This window comes from Burkholderia sp. LMG 13014 (assembly GCF_905232215.1).
In the GTDB taxonomy this organism is placed as follows: domain Bacteria; phylum Pseudomonadota; class Gammaproteobacteria; order Burkholderiales; family Burkholderiaceae; genus Burkholderia.
In genome coordinates this window covers 61,650-78,498 of sequence record NZ_CAJNKE010000002.1, presented here as the reverse complement: position 1 = coordinate 78,498, position 16,849 = coordinate 61,650, and the positions used below count along the sequence as shown (strand labels likewise).

The following is a 16,849-nucleotide window of genomic DNA, read 5'->3' as shown; positions in this document are numbered from 1 at the left end:
CGATGACGTTCCTGCGGCGGATGCGGGCGGCATCAGCCGCCGACACGCTCCGCCGGTGGCCACGGATCGCGTGGCGCGACAGGCTGGTGTGGCGCATCGAGCGTGCGCTATGGGACGAACCGCCATCCTCCCTCGAGCGCGTGCCGTCGCTCGACGCGACGATGGCCGCGTCGGACGATCTCGTCGACGAAGCGCGCGCCGCGACCTCGACGGCCGACAGCATCCGCGCCGCGTACCGGATCGTCGAACGTGTACGTGCGCTGGCGTCGGCCGGTGCGAACAACATGATGTTCACGGCCGATCCGGGCAGCACGATCGACAGCGACAGCGTCGCCGCCGAATTCGACTCCGACGGACCGGGCGCGGCAGACGACACACGTGGGCCGGTTTCGGCCGAATCGAGTGCCGGTGCGATCGCCGACACGGAATCGTCGGCGGCAGCGCCAACGCCAGGCGATGCGACGCCCGGCACGATCCGCTTGTCCGCGGACAACCGGCCGCTGCTGTCGGTCCCGCTGACCACCGCGTTCGACACGGTGACGGACTTTACCGGCCAAGGCGAACCGGCTCGCTGGCACCGCCTGCGAAGCGCCGCCCGCGCGCAAACCGAACCACTCAAGCTGCGACTCGAACGCGCGTTGAAAGTGGACGAGCAGACGCGCTGGAAGCGCGAACAGGAACGCGGCGAGCTCGACCGGACGTCGCTCGCGCGCCTCGTCACCTCTCCCGGCTATCGCACGCCGTTCCGCGTCCGGCGCGCGGCACCGGGACGCGACACCGCCGTGAGCCTGCTGATCGATTGCAGCGGGTCGATGGCCGGCAAGAAGATCGAGCTCGCCAGGCTGTGCACGGCGGCGCTGTGCGATGCGCTGACGCAACTCGGCTTCGCGTGCGAAGTGCTCGGCTACAGCTCCGTCGAAGATGCCGCGATGCGCACGCACTACCAGCGCTGGATCGACGCCGGCCGCGACACGTTCGGCTATAACCGGTTCGTCGAACGGCTCGACCTGCGCATCTACAAGCGGTTCGATTCCGACCACCCGAGCGGCCTCGCCTGCATCGAATGCGGCCATGAGAATCCCGACGGCGAGGCGTTGAGCTGGGCCGCCGAGCGGCTGCTGGCAAAGCGGGCGCGGCGGCGGATCCTGATGGTGCTGTCGGACGGCTACCCGGCGACCGGCGACGGCAACCCGGCGATCCTGCGCACCGACCTGCGCGCACGCGTCGATGCGCTGCGCGCGCGGCGCGTCGAACTGATCGGCGTCGGGATCCTCGACGATTCGGTCGACGCGTTCTATCCGGTCAGCAGCGTGGTCGAGCATCTGCACGAGCTGCCGGGCGCGGCGTTCAGTGTGCTGAGCGATACGCTGCTCGATCGGCGTTAGCCCTGCGCGCGACAGGATAGAAGCAGCCGCCCATTCGCAGCAACGTCACATCGGACGATTAGCATCGTCGATGGCAGACTCGAATCGCCACGGTGAGGCAGAATCGCGCTTTCCGTTGCATTCGACCGCTCAACCGGTTCAATGCGCACGCGGCCGGCAGCACGAATCTTGCTCCGCGTCCCATTTCGATTTTCAACTCGACAGCGGATTCGGCCGCATCTTCCTGCCACGGTCGGCCGCCGGCGCGAAACTGCACATGCCCAGGAAAAAAGCCAGCCTCTGGTTACGGCATCTCGAACTGCTTGCCATCGCCACCGGCACGCGCCCGGCGAAGCGCACGCGCAAGCCGCGCCCCACCACCAAGCGGGCGATCAAGCCTGCCGCCCGGCCAGCCGTCACCGTTCGTAGCGCCAGACACGCGGGCACCGCGCATCCCGCCCGCGCAGCGACGAACAAGGCGCCCGGCACGTGGCTCCGCTCGTTTCATTCCGCCGGCCCGAGTGCCGGCCGCTACGTGAACCACCTTGCCTACGCGCTGTATCTCCCCGCCGCGACGGCGACGACAGCCGGCATGCCGGCCGTCGTCATGCTGCACGGCTGCAAGCAAAGTGCCGAATCGTTTGCCGCGGGCACGCGCGTGTGCCGTCTCGCCGAGCGCTCGGGGTTCGCCGTGCTGTTTCCGGAGCAAGCCAAGACGGCCCATGCGCATCGCTGCTGGCACTGGCATGGCGACGCGATACAGTCCGAAGCCGCAGCCGTCGCGTCGCTGGTCGACGCAATCGTGCAACAGCACGGCTTCGACCGCGACCGGATCTACGTGGCCGGCATGTCCGCCGGTGCAGGGCTCGCCGCGGCACTGGCAATACGGTATCCCGATCGATTCGCGGCAGTCGGCCTGCACTCCGGCCCCGCCATCGCACCGCCGTCGTCGTCAATGATGGCGATGAACCTGATGCGTCGAGGCCTCCGCGACGACCCAATACGCATGGTCGAATCCTGCGCCGACGTCGCGTCCTATCCCGGCATGCCGGTCCTCGTCATGCATGGCGCACTCGATACGGTCGTGACCGACCGGAACGCGACGCAGCTCGGCATCGCGTTCGCACGGCTCAACCGGCTCGTCGACGAACATGGCGCGATGCGCGTTGGCGAACAACGCATCCATGCGCGCGACGACGCCGACTACATCGACTATCTCAAGGCCGGAAGGCTCGTCGTCAGGGTCTGCATCGTCCGCCGGCTGCCGCATGCATGGAGCGGCGGCGATCCGCACGAGCCGTTTCACTCCGCCACGGGACCGGACGCCACCGCGATGTTCTGGCAATTCTTTCGTCGCCAACGCCGCAAGCAACTGCGATGACCGCGTGACAACCGCGCCGGCCGGTGGCGCACGGGGCGGTCAAACGATCACGCCCGTTGCTCCAGCGCTGCCGCGTTCGCACGATCGCCGGCCCGCCGGATCGGAATCCGGACGCAGAACGTCGTGCCGCGCCCGGGCTCGCTCGTCACGTCGATGGTGCCGCGATGGCGCTCGACGATGCCGTGCGATACCGACAAGCCCAGCCCGGTGCCCTGCCCGACCGGCTTCGTCGTGAAGAACGGATCGAAGATCCGCCGGACGACGTCGGGCGTCATGCCCGTTCCGGTGTCGCTGATCGCGATCGACACCTGTTCGCCGTCGCTCGACGTGCGGATGGTGATCACGCCGCGCTCGGGAATCGCATGCGCCGCATTCACCAGCAGGTTCATGAAGACCTGGTTCAACTGCGACGGCAGGCATTCGACCTGCGGCACGTCGCCGTAATCGCGCACGATCTCGGCCTTGTACTTGAGTTCGTTGTGGACGACGTTGAGCGTGCTTTCCAGGCCCGCGCGAAGATCGACCACGCTCCACTCGCCGCTGGCCGGACGCGAGAAATCGCGCAGGTCCTGCACGATGCGCCGCACGCGCAGCGCGCCGTCGATCGATTCGTCGATCAGCGTCACGATCTCGTCGCGCACATAGTCCAGATCCGCCGCGCGGCCCATCGCCGTCAGCGCGTCGCGCGTGGCCGGGGCGAGCTGCGGCAGCGCGGCTTCATGCGCCGCGATCACGTCGAGCAGACTGCGTACCCAGGTCTTCAGCGTATTGAGGTTCGCGCTGACGAAGCCGATCGGATTATTGATCTCGTGCGCGACACCGGCCGCGAGCTGGCCGATCGACGCGAGTTTTTCCGACTGCAGCAACTGCACGTGGGTTTCCTCGAGCGCCTGCAACAGGCGCCGCTGCTCCTCCTTCTCCTGTTCGAGCCGCGCCTGCGCGGCCTTGCGTTCGTCGATCTCGGTCGCCATGTTCTCGCGCGTCCGCTGCAGCATCGCCGTCGTCTGTTCGTAGCGGTGCAGCGCGCGCTCCAGTTCGACGGTGCGCAAGCGCACGAGCCGCTCGAGCGTATCGGTCATCCCGCGCAGGAAGGTTGTGCGCGCATCGAATCGGCTCAACAACAAAGTGACGACCAGTGTCCCCGTCGTAAACAGCGCGACGGTCGTCGCGAGCCACGGCGTGTCGACCCCGTTCGCGGCTCCGCACCGCGCGTCCGGCGCGAAATGCGCGGCCGCCATTGCCGTGTAGTGCATGCCGGTAATGGCGATGCCCATCACGAAGGCCGCGCCGACCCGCTGGGCGGTCGCATGGCGCGCCTGCTGCACGCGCAGCGCCTGTGCGATCCACAACGCGGCCGTCGACGCGATCACCGCGATCCCGATCGACGCGGCGAACAACGCCGCATCGTAGCGAATGCCGGGCTGCATGCGCAGCGCGGCCATCCCCGCGTAATGCATGCCGGCGATCCCGCCGCCCATCAGCGTGCCGCCCGCGAGCAGCCGCCACCAGCCCAGCCGCGCGCGCGTGACGACCGTAAGCGCGAAGTACGACACGAGCACGGCAATCGCCAGCGACGCGCCGGTATCCGACAATGCGTAGCCGAGCGGAATCGGTAGCGAGAACGCGAGCATGCCGACGAAATGCATCGACCAGATGCCGGTACCCATCGCCGCCGCGCCGCCGCCCAGCCACGCACGCTTGAGCTTCGGATTGTCGAGCAGCGAAATGAAGGCGGCCAGGTCGAGTGTCGTATAGGAGGCCAGCGTCGCGATCGCGAGCGACAGCAGGACGAGCGGGAGATTGTAGGTGCCGTACATGATGAGCGCCCGAATCGAGGTGAGTGCGTCGCCGCGGCGCGCGATCGCGCACCGCGGCCATCAGGCCGCGCGTCCGCGCTCAGGCAGGGGCCGTGCCCGCATTCGGCGCGTTCGGCACCGGTTTCGCCGCGGCCTGGCCGGCCAGTACGAGGATGTCGAACGGCGTCCCCTCGCGCGTCTCGAAGCGGCGCACGAGCTCGATCTGGTGCGCCGACATCACGCTGCCCTTGGTCATCAGCAGCACGCCGCGATGCGTGCGCAGATCGTCGGCGAGCTGCATCCCTTCGCGCAGCTGCGCGGACTTGATCTCGGCGACCGACGCCGCGATACCGAGACTCGCCGGGTCCCGCAGCAACTCGCTCAGGCGGTCGACGATCCGCGGGTCGTAACGCACGCCGGCCTGCGAGCGCAACGCGTCGATCGCCTGCTCGACCGAATGCGGCGCACCGATGTCGCCGTTGCGCAGCCCTTCGAAGTCGCGCACGATCGCCACGATCCGCGAGCCGAGCGGGATCGAGTCGCCCGCCAGCCCCTCCGGCGTGCCGCGTCCGTTGAAGCGTTCGTACTGGTGCAGCACGATCGACGCGACCTTGTGCAGTTGCGCGACCGGCGTCAGCACCATCTGCGCGCGCAGCGGATGCTGCTGGAACAGGCTGTGCTCTTCGGCCGTCATTTTCGCGAGCGGCTTGCGCAGCAATTCGTCCGGCAGCGACAACTTGCCGATGCCGTGCAGCAGCCCCGCGAAATAGACGTCCTGCGCATGCAGCTCGCTCATCCCGGATGCCAGCGCGAGCCGCCGCGCAATCTCGCCGACCCGCATCGCGTGACCGCTGGCGGACCCGCAGCGCATCTCGATCATGCTCGCGCAGACCTGGACCATCGCGGTGAAACTGCTTTTCAGGTCGCGTTGCGCGGCTTCGAGGAACAGCACGGTCTGGCCGAGCTCCTCCGTGCGCGCACGAACCTGCGTCTCGAGTTCCGTGTTGAAACGGCGCAGCGCTTCGTTCTGTGCTTCCGTCAGCGCGGCCAGCCGGGCCGCTTCGCGCCGCAGGTGCCGCTGCTCCAGCGCGTGTTCGATGGTCAGCAGCAGGTCGTGATCGTCCCACGGCTTGTTCAGGTAGCGATACACGCCGCCATCGTTGACGGCCTGCACGACCGACGCGATCTCCGCATAGCCCGTCAGCAGGATGCGCATCGTATCCGGGTAGCGCGCCCGTGCACGGGCCAGGAACTCCGCGCCGCTCATGCCCGGCATCCGCATGTCGGACACGATCAGGTCGACTTCGGTCGACGCCAGTATCTCGAGGGCGGCCTCGCCGCTTTCCGCGGTCAGGATCGCGTAACCCGCGGGCCGGAACACGCGCCTGAGCGCCGACAGCACGCTCGGCTCATCGTCGACCAGCAGGATCGACGGTACGCCACCCGCATCGTCGGAGGTCGTTGCCGCCCCGGTCGTTTCAGGCGATACCGCATTCGGTCCGTTTGTTGCAGATGTCGTCATGATGGGCCTCGGATCACGTATTTATAGTCTCTCTGCATCAACGGCCGGCGCCGCGCATTCCGTATCCGGGAAAACGCTGACGCGCTCACCCGGACCGCACCGCGAATGCGTCGCCGCAGTGCGTGGCCGTATGCGATCTACCCGGTCGCCGAACCCGGTTCGCGCACGTAGTAGATGTCCCACTCCGCTTCGTCGGTCTGCACGAAGCCGTGCCGCATATAGAAGCGGTTCGAAGCGCTGCCGCGCAGCGCGCCGACGCGGACGGGCACGCGCTTCTCATCCGCCTCGTCAAAGATCCTGCGCAGCACGGCCGCGCCGATGCCCTTTCCCTGATGCCCGGGTGCGATGTACAGATGGTCGAGCAGCCAGTGGTCTTCCTGCGGGCGAACCACGAAAAATCCCGCGTTCGAACCCTCGGCTTCGATGAAGCGGCATAGCGCCGGGTCGAACGACGCGAGAAAGCGTTCGCGCGCACGCTGGGGATCGAAGCGGCCGATACGCTCGAGGCTGTCGCGCATCGCGGCGATGCGGATCGCGACCAGCGTTTCGGCGTCGGTCGGGGTGGCGAGAGGAAAGGTCAGGTTCATGGGCAGGTTGTGCTCATGCGAAGAAAACGCCCGGGATCGCGGCGCGGGCGTCGAAGCCTTCTCGCGACGCGGGCCGGCGGGCGGGCATGCGGGCATGCGTCAGGGCGTCTCGATACCTTCCGCCCGCGTCGCCAGGAATCGCAGGTACTTGCCGTCCTCGTCCTCGAACAGCTCCGGCCCGCCGCCCATGTAGGCGCGCATCAGCTCGTCGGCCGCGCGATCGAGATTGCCGAGTTCGAACTGGCATTGGCCGAGCCGCAGGTGCAGGAACGGGTTGCCGATCGCGTTGGGGAAATGCATCGCCTCGCCGAGATTGTCGCGTCCGGCCGCGTAGTCCTCTTGATAGAAATTCGCGTCGCCGATGGCGGCCATCAACCAGGTTCCGGCTTCCCAATTGGTCTTGGGTTCGGGAAGCAGGTCGAAACCCGCCCAGAATTTCTCCAGCGCGCCTGCGTAGTCGCCCTCTTCCATCAATGCATCGCCCGCGTCGCTCAGCGCGCCGATCCGTTCGTACAGCGCGTTGTCCAGTTCTGCCATGTCGAGTCCCTGTTCCGGAGTTGAAATCGGCCCGGTGCGGCCGGTGGTTGCGATACGATCGCGGCGATTGTGTGCAGTTTTGCCGTCCTGCGCGTTCACCCGGCCGGCATTCATCCAGCATACCCGAGCCGTATGACGCACGCGTCTCGACTTTTGGCGTACCTGTCCGGCGTCTGCCGAATGATCGGCGCCGGAGTCTTGCTCACGGGCCCGACAAGACTCGGATCCGGATGCTACGCTGACGGATGCCTTGAGCTGCCGCGGCCCGCCCGTTTGCACGGCCGTTGCGGCCATGTGCGGCGAGGTTTTTCATACGGCCCGACGATCTCATGCCTGTCGACACGCCCATCGAAGACGGGTGAGGTTGTGGCGCGGCGACCGTCGTGGCAGGATGCCGGGTTCGTTTGCTCGGTAAAAGGGAGCTGGAAGCGATGTTGTCTTGCCGACTGAGGTGGTACGCGCTCGCGACGTCCAGCCTGCTGCGCAGGCATTGGCAGGCACTGCTCCTGCTGGCCATGTTGCTGCTGCCGGCGATGCCGGTGTTTTCGCAGACACGCATCCTGGGCGCGCCCGTACTCGCAGCGCTGGCGCCGTCGCATGGCATCGAATGGCGGTTCGCGTGGGTGCACCTGCTCGAAGCCGTGGGCATCGTGTGGGTCTTGGCGCAGCGTACCGCGATCACCGGAGGGCCGTTCGTCACCTTCCTGGCGTCTTTGCCAGTCCCCGACAGCCGCCGTCGTTTCGTCGACACCCTCGTCGTGATCATCGCGAGTACGCCACTGTTGCTGCCCGTACTTGCGGCCGCCATCGCACTCGCCTTTGTGCCGCAGAAGGCGGTCAACTACCTGTTCGTGCTCGACCTGTTCCTGATTACGCTGGGATGGCAACTGACCGCGCTGTCGCGCAATATCCGCAACGCAATCGCGTTGACCGTTGCCAATGCCTTCCTCGTCGGCGGCTTTCATGCCGAGGGCGCGTTACGTCCGGTGTTGCTGATCGTGGCATTGTTGCTCGCAGCGTTCACGATTGCGCATACCGCCGGCGCGTCGTCCGCCCGGTCGAGAACACCGGGCGCATGCACGCGTCGCGTCACGCATGCCATCCGCGCCCGTGCGCGGAATGGGCTTTCGCCCATCGCCGGGCTGCAAATCGGCATCCTGCGGGACCGTGCCGCGAGCACCGTCGGACGCTGCGTGATGATGGGTGCGGTCGCCGTCGCGACATGCTTCCTGCTCGCACTCTGGGGTTTCGACAAGCGCGCGGTTCCGCTGACGCTGATGGCGCAGGCCGTCATCGCACTGATTGCGGCGACGACCTATCGCGATGTGCGTGCGGCTCACCTGCGTGCGGCTCACTTCATGCGGTCGCTGCCGCTGTCGGCCTTTGCGAAGCGCCGAGCCGACTGGCTGACCGTTGCCGCACTGGCGCTGCCGTTCGCCGCGATCGCACCGCTGTTGCTGGCGCTGCACGGCGTGCTGTCATGGCAGATGGCGGCGGCGCTGGTGTGCTCGGGCGCACCGCTCCTCGCATTACACTATCTGCCGCAACGCTACGCGCCCCGACAATCCGTGTTGCTGGGCGTCCTGCTGACCGTGATCTGGGTCACGCTCACCTGGCCAATTTTCGTTTGATCGACCGATCCATGCTCCGCTTCGACAATCTCGGCAAGCGCTACGACAAGCGCGTCATCTTCCAAGGACTCCACTACGCATCCGGTGCCGGATGTGTCGCGCTATGCGACGAAAACGGTAGTGGCAAATCGACGTTGCTCGCCATTCTCGCCGGCACCCTTGACCCGGACGAAGGCGAGGTGTGGCTCGGCGGCCATTCGCTGCGCACCGCGCCGCTCGATGCGAAATCCGCACTGGCGTACGTGCCCGACGATTGCCTGGCGTATCCGTTCCAGACCGGTCGTGAATTTCTCGACCTCGTGGCGGCGGCCAAGAAGACGGCTGTCGATACCCGCACGCTCGAACTGGCGGATCGATTCGGGCTGGCACCGCATATGGAGAAGCGTTTCGAGCAGATGTCGCTCGGCACGCGCAAGAAACTGTTCCTGACGGCGACGACGCTCGGCACACCCACCGTCGTGATCGCCGACGAACCGGGCAACGGGCTCGATGCTGCGTCGCGTGCGGTGCTGATCGATCTGTTCAAGACGTTGGCTAAAGACCGGGCCGTCTTTTTTTCGAGTCACGATCCGGCACTGGCACGCGCGTGCGACGCAAGGATCACGAGTTTTGCCGAGCTTGGATTCGCTGGATAGACGGTATCGTCGCCGACTCCGTCACGGGGATGGATCGGGTGTGGCGGCTGTACGGACGAGGATCTGCGCGCCGACAATCGATCGCCGTCAATTTCCGGAAGGACGGACGGAAGGAAGGAAGTGCAAAACGGACCATCCCGCCCCGCACTTCCGTGATCGCCTCGATGCGCATGTCCGGGGTGCCGGGCCCCGATCAACCGACTGCCCGACACCTCAGCCGGTTATCGTGCGACCCGCGCACGTGCCCGGCCAAGCGCCCCGTCAGGCCTTCAACGCCCCGAAGACTTCGTCCAGCATCTTCTTCGCGTCGCCGAACAGCATCCGGTTGTTGTCCTTGTAGAACAGCGGATTGTCGACGCCCGCATAGCCGGACGCCATGCTGCGCTTCATCACGATCGAGGTCTTCGCCTTCCACACCTCCAGCACCGGCATGCCGGCGATCGGGCTGCCCGGATCTTCCTGCGCCGCCGGGTTCACGATGTCGTTCGCGCCGATCACCATCGACACGTCGGCTTCCGGGAAGTCACCGTTGATCTCGTCCATCTCCATCACGATGTCGTAAGGCACCTTCGCCTCGGCCAGCAACACGTTCATGTGCCCCGGCATGCGCCCGGCCACCGGATGGATCGCGAAACGCACGTCGACGCCCTTCTCGCGCAGCACCTTCGTGAGTTCGTGCACGGTGTGCTGGGCTTGCGCCACGGCCATCCCGTACCCCGGCACGATGATCACGCTCTTCGCATCGCGCAGCAGCTCGGCCGTCTCCAGCGCGCTCACCGCCACCACTTCGCCGGCCGGCTGCGCACCCGCCCCCGACGCTGCAGGCGCACCGCTGCCCGTACCGAAGCCGCCCGCAATCACGCTGATGAAGTTGCGGTTCATCGCGCGGCACATGATGTACGACAGGATCGCACCCGACGAGCCCACCAGTGCGCCGATCACGATCAGCAGGTCGTTGCCGAGCATGAAGCCGGTAGCCGCCGCCGCCCAGCCCGAGTAGCTGTTGAGCATCGACACCACGACGGGCATGTCCGCGCCGCCGATCGCCATCACCATGTGCACGCCGAACAGCAGCGACACCACCGTCATCACGATGAGCGGCGTCATGCCGTCCTGGATCGTCTCCGCATGCAGGAACGCGCGGCCGTACACGATCACCACCACGAGCCCGGCCAGGTTCAACCAATGCCGTGCCGGCAGCAGCAGCGGCTTGCCGCCGATCTTGCCGGAGAGCTTGCCGAACGCAATGACCGAGCCCGCGAAAGTCACAGCACCGATCAGGATACCGACATAGATTTCCACTTCGTGGATCGCGTGCTCGGCGCCCGTGAACTGCACCGACGTATCGATATAGCTCGCGAAACCCACCAGGCATGCCGCCAGACCGACCAGGCTGTGCATCAGCGCAACCAGCTCGGGCATCTGCGTCATCTGCACCTTCTTCGCGGCGTAGAGGCCAACCGCACCGCCGACGACCAGTGCCGCCACGATATACGGAATGCCCTCGGCCGACACACGCGGGCCGAGCACGGTCGCGAGCACGGCGATCAGCATGCCGATCATGCCGAGCAGGTTGCCGCGGCGCGCGGTCTCGGGGTTGGCCAGCCCACCAAGGCTGAGGATGAAGAGGATGGCCGCGCCGATATAGGAGACGGTAGTCAGATTGGAAGTCATTGTGGTCGTCTCCTTACTTGCGGAACATCGCCAGCATGCGTCGCGTCACCGCGAAGCCGCCGAACATGTTGACGGCCGTGAGCGTCAGCGCGCCCACCGCCAGGCCCAGGATCAGCCCCGACGGACGGCCCTCCGCTGCCGCGTCGCCCAACGGCGGCGCGACCTGCACCAGCGCGCCGATCGCGATGATCGACGAGATCGCGTTGGTCACGCTCATCAGCGGCGTATGCAGCGACGGCGTGACGTTCCAGATCACCATGTAGCCGACGAAGCAGGCCAGCACGAACACCGTGAAGTGCGACAGGAACGTGGCCGGCGCGAACTGGCCGACCAGCAGGAACGCCAGTGCGCCGACGGCGAACGTGATCGCGAGCGACTTCGCCGACATCGGTGCGCCGCTGCCGTGGCCGTGGCCCTTGGATGCGGCTGCCGCGACCGGCGCCGCCGCGGGCTTCGCTGCGGCGACCGGCTGCTGGATCGGCGGCGGCGGCCACGTGACGTTGCCTTCCTTGATGACCGTGAGGCCGCGGATCGCGTCGTCGTTGAAGTCGACGTTGATCGTGCCGTCCTTGGCCTTGCACAGCTCCTCGGCCACGCGCAGCAGGTTGGTCGCATACAGCGTCGACGACTGCCTTGCCAGGCGCGACGCGAGATCCGTGTAGCCGACGATGGTCACGCCGTGACGCACCACCGCCTCGCCCGGCACCGTCAGCTCGCAGTTACCGCCTTGCTCGCCGGCCATGTCGACGATCACGCTGCCCGGCTTCATCGATTGCACCATCTCGGCCGTGATCAGCTTCGGCGCAGGCTTGCCGGGAATCAGCGCGGTGGTGATGATGATGTCCACTTCCTTGGCCTGCTGCGCGTACATCGCGCGCTGCGCCTGCTGGAAGCCTTCGCTCATCACCTTCGCATAGCCGCCGCCGCCCGAGCCTTCTTCCTCGTAGTCGACCTTGACGAATTCGCCGCCCAGCGACTTGACCTGGTCGGCCACTTCCGCGCGCGTGTCGTTGGCGCGCACGATCGCGCCGAGGCCCGCGGCCGTGCCGATCGCCGCGAGACCGGCGACGCCCGCGCCGGCGATGAACACCTTCGCCGGCGGCACCTTGCCCGCGGCCGTGATCTGGCCGTTGAAGTAACGGCCGAATGCATGGGCTGCCTCGATGACGGCGCGGTAGCCGCTCACGCCGGCCATCGACGTAAGGGCATCCATCTTCTGCGCGCGCGACAGCGTGCGCGGCAGCGAATCGATCGCCAGCACCGTGGCCCGCTTCGCGGCCAGCTGCTGCATCAGTTCAGGGTTCTGGGCCGGCCAGACGAAGCCGATCAGCGTGCCGCCCTCGCGCATCAGCGCGACTTCCTCGCTGCTCGGCGGGCGCACCTTGAAAACGATATCGCTGCGGCCCCATAGATCGGCGGCCGTCGGCACGACTTCGGCCCCGGCCGTACGGTAGTCGTCGTCGCTGAAGTTCGCGCCGGTGCCGGCACCGCTTTGCACGGCCACCGAGAACCCGAGCTTGATCAGCTTTTCGACCACGTCGGGAACGGTCGCTACGCGCCGCTCCTCGTGGGCCGTCTCCAGAGGGACCCCAATCTGTAATGTCATATCCTGAACTGTCAGTAGTGGCCGTCGCAAGGAATTACGGCCTGCGTTTCACGTCACCCAACTCAATCCATCCGTGTACGACTTTGCTTCGCGCGCAGCTTGGCACTGCCGCGCGGATTGCACAAACGATCCATCCTCTAGATGTTCGTCTTGTCAGATCAGCCCGGTTCATGCTCCTGGTCCGATTTTCCTGACGAATACCCGGCCGGTGTTCCGATCGGATAAGAACTGCGAAGCATATCCCGTGCCAGAGTCTTCCCGAAATTTATATTTTGAATCGACGCGCATTCAATCCATGAATCCCCTGTCTGGACACGACGAGCCGGCCACCTCCCGTTCATTCGCCGGAGCCGCCCCACTCGCCGTCTAGACCTGCGCCAAGCGTCGCTCCATCTTCACGATCTCGAGTTCGACCTGGCTTCGCCCGTGCGAAAAACGCCCCTGCCCGACGACCTCGAACCCGTGTCGCTCATAGAAAGCCCGGGCGTTCGTGGTGGCTTCGAGATACGCACGGGCATGGCCGCCGTTCGCGATCTCCGAGACCGCATGCGCGAGCAGCATGGCGCCAACGCCGCCGCCCGCAGAACCGCCACGGACGAACAGCTTGGTGACCTCGTCGCCGGCCGTCTCGACGAAGCCGCAGAGCCCGCCGTCGTCGGCAACCCAGATCGAGCCATCGGCGATGGCGGCCAGGTACATCGAAGGATCACGCCCGTCCAGCCAGCCTTCGATCTGTTGCTGCGTGTAATGGCCGGCACAAAGATTGACGACCGAGTCGCGGTGTACCGCGTAGATGTCTCCCACGTCTTTTGCGACGGCGGCCCGAATCACCGGGGAATTCATTCGATTGGCTCCCTGAGGCACGTAGTTCGAGTTGTGCAAGACTGCTGATTTTTTGACGCCACGACAGCGAGACCTCGCGGCAGGAATCGGTTTCATCGCGCATCCCCCGCTCGCGGGCACGATGCGATGTGTCGCGCTCTGGCGACGCACGCTGCATCGCCAGGGATATTCCGAGCGACCGAGTTTAAACGAGGATGTGGCGTATTCCGGTAAAACCCCGCAACACTCACCCACGCTCGGCGTCGACATGGGCACGTATACGGCGCGCACCCTCCTCCGGCGTGCATGTCGACGTATCGATGCGCATCGCGCGAGGCCGCGAACAAGCTGCTATCCGAACCGGGATCGCGCCATTCCGACACCTCGATCCGATCTCGCCCGTTCGCGCCGTTCAAGCCTGCCGCGCTAGATCAGCTCGGCGACGCGCACGATGACGAGCGCGGCCGGAACGAGCAGCGCCTGCGCGCACAACGTGCCGAGCACGCGCGCGCCCGCGAGTGTCGTGATGGCCCGCCGGAAGCTGTTTTCCGAGATCCGCCCTTCGATGACGTCGTCGGTCATGACGGACACCTGCGGATCGATGACGACCGCCAGCACGACGGTCGCGAAACCGTTGATGACGGACGACAGGTTCGCGCATGTCACTCTCAGCTCGGGCTTCAGGTAGCCCGCATACAGCGAGGCGAACACGCCGACCGTCCAGATCGCCATCGCGGCAACGTTCAACGCGATGACGCGCCACGACACGCCCGTGTTCGCGGTCAATTGCGTGACGTTCTGGCTCGAAGGCAGTCGTGCGCCGACGCGGAGATAGTTGATGCCGGCGCGACTGCACGCGTGCAGCAGCAGGCGGGGAATCGAGCGGTTCGCCTGGAAGTGTTCGACGGCGCGACTGAAATAACGCTGGAACATCGGGATCAGGAATGACCCGGCGATGGTTGCCAGGGTTGCGGACAGCAGGAACCACCGGAAGTCGGTCAGCAATCCGCTGCCCACCCGATGCGCGATGTCCATTTCAACCCGTTTCGCGATGAACGGCCCCTGAAAGGAATTGGCCGTTCGGGACACCAGCGCGATGATCCCGAACAACGAGAACGACAACGCGATGCGACGCGTGCGAACGCCGGCGATCCGCACCGCATACGCCAGTGTCGCGATCACATGGATGACGAAGGTAAGCCCGCAGATGATCCAAAGCTGACTGTCCATGCTGGTACCGCGTGCGTGACGGGATCACGAGTGTACCCGAGCCCTGCCCGCACCCGGCGCATCGGCGTCGTGAGGCCGCCTGCGCAGGGGTGACGGTTTGGCGGCGCGTGTCAGGCGCTACCGCGCGATGCGAATCCCCGGGGCCTCGTTCAGCATCCATGTCGCGAATGCCTGCAACGGCCCATCGGCGAGCTCGATCGGCTCGGGCAGGACGAGACAGAAGTTTTTCGTAATCGACTTGCCCGCCGGCCAGGGCGCGACCAGCCGGCCCTGCTCGAGCTCCGCGTCGATGTAAAGGCGCGGCACCAGCGCGACACCCAGGCCGGCCAGCGCCGCTTCGATCAGCATCGAATGGAGATCGTAACGCGCGCCGACCGCCGAATTGGTCAGCACGATGCCGGACTCCTGCGCATAAGCCTGCCACGCGTCCGGGTTTTGTCGCCGGTGCAGACGTGGCAGTGCATCCAGCGACGGGTCCGCGCCGGCACCGGCGAGCAGCGCCGGACTGCAGACGGGCAGCAGCACTTCCTCCAGCAGCGGATGCAGATGCATCCCCGCCCACGCCGGATGCTCGAAATGAATGGCGGCGTCGAAACCGCTCCCGGCCAGCAGGAACGGTTCCATCCGCTCGGCGATATGCACGGTGATGGTCGGATGCCGGTCTTGAAAGTGCTTCAGCCGGGGGATCAGCCAGCGGGTAGCAAAGGTGGGAATGGCGGCGATATCGATGCTCGCGCCTTCGATGGGCTGCCCCATCAGGTACAGGCTGTCTCGTTCCAGCCGATCCAGAATCTCGCGAACCTGCACCGCGTATCGCGCGCCGTTCGGCGCCAGCCGCACCCGATTGCCGATCCGCTCGAACAGGGTGACGCCCAGGAACGCCTCCAGCCGGCCGATCTGACGGCTGACGGCACCCTCCGTCCGCGCCAGCTCTTCGGCGGCGCGGGCAAAGCTGCCGTGGCGGGCCGCGGCTTCGAACGCCTGGAGCGCGGAATTGCTTGGGATCTTGCGGGGCATGGGTGTCTCGCCGGTCGGGATGTGTTTACCGTCAGCTTGAGTAAATGTCACTGAAGGCTGACTTTATTTCGTTTTATCGGGTGGAAATGCGAGCTTAGCATTACGTTACCGCACTGAACATCGACGGTTCGCAGATGGATGTGCATCCTGTTCAAAGGACAACGTGATGATCTACACCGTGGAATGCAGCTTCGCCGACCTCGGCAGCGAGGCCGAATGGAACGACTTCTACAGCCTCGAAAAGCTGCCGGCCCTGATCTCGGTGACGGGGTTTCACACGTCGCAGCGGTTCAAGGCGATCAGCGGCGGTTGCCCCGTCTATCTGGCGATCCACACGATCGACGGGCTCGATGTCCTGACCAGCGATGAATATCGCCGGAAAGGCGGCGGCAATTTCGCGAAGTGGCAGCAGCACATCACCGACTGGCATCGCAATCTCTACAGCGATATCGGCTGCGCCCCGGCGGTGAAGGACGGCCAATACCTCGCGCTGTGTGCCGGCGGCCCGGATCCGCTGATCCGGTTGGGCCTCGAACCGCTGGCCATGCAGGCCGTTGCGCTGGAGAAGTTTCCGGAGCGCCGGTGGCTCGCGGTACTGCCACGGCACCGCGCTCAGCTTGTCGAGCCTCTTCCTGCAGGCGTTCACCTTTACGCGCCGATGACGTCGCAACTGACAAGCGCCCGCGCCCTTTCCGCTGCGCAGGAGTAAGCCCGCGATGCCGAACGTCACTTTCTCGATCGATGCGAGCCGGATGCCGGCTGACGAAAGTCTTGCCGAGCTGTCGCGCGACTGCGTCGAGCTCTGTACGCAAGTGCTCGAGGCGGAGCTCAAGAACGTCCACGTCATTTTTCTGGAAGCTCGGCATGGGCATGGACATCCCGTCTTCGCAGACATCCGGTATCGCGACGGAACGTCTCGCACGCCGGCAGTCATGAACCGGTTCATGGAAGCGCTGGATCACGCGATCGTTCGCCGCACCGGTCTCACCGCGCGCATTCGGTGTTTTGGTTACACCGCGTCGAACCTTCACGCCCGCAACTAGCCGA

At 66.0% G+C, this 16,849-nt stretch carries 15 protein-coding genes; 6 read left to right on the top strand and 9 right to left on the bottom strand.

Annotation, left to right across the window (positions count from 1 at the left end; translation table 11 throughout):
* Positions 1–1,385: cobalamin biosynthesis protein CobT (locus JYJ84_RS00780; protein WP_205189105.1), on the top strand; the 1,385-nt coding region annotated here is incomplete at its 5' end.
* A 256-nt stretch (positions 1,386–1,641) separates the two neighbouring features.
* The gene (locus tag JYJ84_RS00775; protein WP_175221138.1) at positions 1,642–2,745 is read left to right on the top strand and encodes an alpha/beta fold hydrolase; all 1,104 of its coding nucleotides are present in this window, start codon (positions 1,642–1,644) and stop codon (positions 2,743–2,745) included.
* A gap of 47 nt (positions 2,746–2,792) precedes the next feature.
* Here JYJ84_RS00775 and JYJ84_RS00770 read toward each other — a convergent pair whose 3' ends face one another.
* The 4 genes from JYJ84_RS00770 to JYJ84_RS00755 form a co-directional block, all read right to left on the bottom strand.
* Positions 2,793–4,562: a histidine kinase gene (locus JYJ84_RS00770; protein ID WP_175221135.1), complete on the bottom strand. Its 1,770-nt coding sequence runs from the start codon at positions 4,560–4,562 to the stop codon at positions 2,793–2,795.
* A gap of 79 nt (positions 4,563–4,641) precedes the next feature.
* Complete coding sequence (locus tag JYJ84_RS00765) at positions 4,642–6,063, bottom strand: HD domain-containing phosphohydrolase (protein WP_175221133.1); 1,422 nt, start codon at positions 6,061–6,063, stop codon at positions 4,642–4,644.
* A 137-nt stretch (positions 6,064–6,200) separates the two neighbouring features.
* Entirely contained in the window at positions 6,201–6,650 is a 450-nt protein-coding gene (locus JYJ84_RS00760; RefSeq protein WP_175221131.1) for a GNAT family N-acetyltransferase, read from the bottom strand.
* Between the two features lie 99 nt (positions 6,651–6,749).
* A complete protein-coding gene (locus JYJ84_RS00755; RefSeq protein WP_240201808.1) occupies positions 6,750–7,286 on the bottom strand; it encodes a tol-pal system YbgF family protein in 537 nt (178 codons plus the stop codon).
* A gap of 305 nt (positions 7,287–7,591) precedes the next feature.
* Between JYJ84_RS00755 and JYJ84_RS00750 the strand changes: the two genes are divergently transcribed.
* Both JYJ84_RS00750 and JYJ84_RS00745 read left to right on the top strand, forming a co-directional pair.
* Positions 7,592–8,818 (top strand): hypothetical protein, encoded by a 1,227-nt coding sequence (locus JYJ84_RS00750; protein ID WP_175221129.1) that lies wholly within the window; start codon positions 7,592–7,594, stop codon positions 8,816–8,818.
* 11 nt (positions 8,819–8,829) lie between these two features.
* Positions 8,830–9,453: an ABC transporter ATP-binding protein gene (locus JYJ84_RS00745; RefSeq protein WP_174962625.1), complete on the top strand. Its 624-nt coding sequence runs from the start codon at positions 8,830–8,832 to the stop codon at positions 9,451–9,453.
* A 261-nt stretch (positions 9,454–9,714) separates the two neighbouring features.
* On the opposite strand, the gene pntB is transcribed toward JYJ84_RS00745, so the two are convergent.
* The 5 genes from pntB to JYJ84_RS00720 all read right to left on the bottom strand — a co-directional run bounded on the left by pntB (position 9,715) and on the right by JYJ84_RS00720 (position 15,802).
* Positions 9,715–11,127: a Re/Si-specific NAD(P)(+) transhydrogenase subunit beta gene (gene pntB / locus JYJ84_RS00740; RefSeq protein ID WP_174962627.1), complete on the bottom strand. Its 1,413-nt coding sequence runs from the start codon at positions 11,125–11,127 to the stop codon at positions 9,715–9,717.
* Positions 11,128–11,140: 13 nt separating this feature from the next.
* Positions 11,141–12,733 carry a Re/Si-specific NAD(P)(+) transhydrogenase subunit alpha gene (locus tag JYJ84_RS00735; RefSeq protein WP_175221127.1) on the bottom strand — a complete coding sequence of 531 codons (1,593 nt, stop codon included), beginning with the start codon at positions 12,731–12,733 and terminating at the stop codon, positions 11,141–11,143.
* 366 nt (positions 12,734–13,099) lie between these two features.
* Entirely contained in the window at positions 13,100–13,576 is a 477-nt protein-coding gene (locus JYJ84_RS00730; protein WP_174962631.1) for a GNAT family N-acetyltransferase, read from the bottom strand.
* Positions 13,577–13,981: 405 nt separating this feature from the next.
* On the bottom strand, positions 13,982–14,785 hold the full coding sequence (locus JYJ84_RS00725) for a lipid II flippase Amj family protein (protein ID WP_175221125.1): 804 nt from the start codon (positions 14,783–14,785) through the stop codon (positions 13,982–13,984).
* A gap of 117 nt (positions 14,786–14,902) precedes the next feature.
* Positions 14,903–15,802 carry a LysR substrate-binding domain-containing protein gene (locus JYJ84_RS00720; protein WP_175221122.1) on the bottom strand — a complete coding sequence of 300 codons (900 nt, stop codon included), beginning with the start codon at positions 15,800–15,802 and terminating at the stop codon, positions 14,903–14,905.
* Positions 15,803–15,968: 166 nt separating this feature from the next.
* On the opposite strand from JYJ84_RS00720, the gene JYJ84_RS00715 reads away from it, so the two are divergent.
* Together JYJ84_RS00715 and JYJ84_RS00710 are read left to right on the top strand one after the other, a co-directional pair.
* Positions 15,969–16,511 carry a sugar ABC transporter gene (locus JYJ84_RS00715; RefSeq protein WP_175221120.1) on the top strand — a complete coding sequence of 181 codons (543 nt, stop codon included), beginning with the start codon at positions 15,969–15,971 and terminating at the stop codon, positions 16,509–16,511.
* 7 nt (positions 16,512–16,518) lie between these two features.
* A complete protein-coding gene (locus JYJ84_RS00710; RefSeq protein WP_174962637.1) occupies positions 16,519–16,845 on the top strand; it encodes a hypothetical protein in 327 nt (108 codons plus the stop codon).
* The last annotated feature ends 4 nt before the right edge of the window (positions 16,846–16,849 follow it).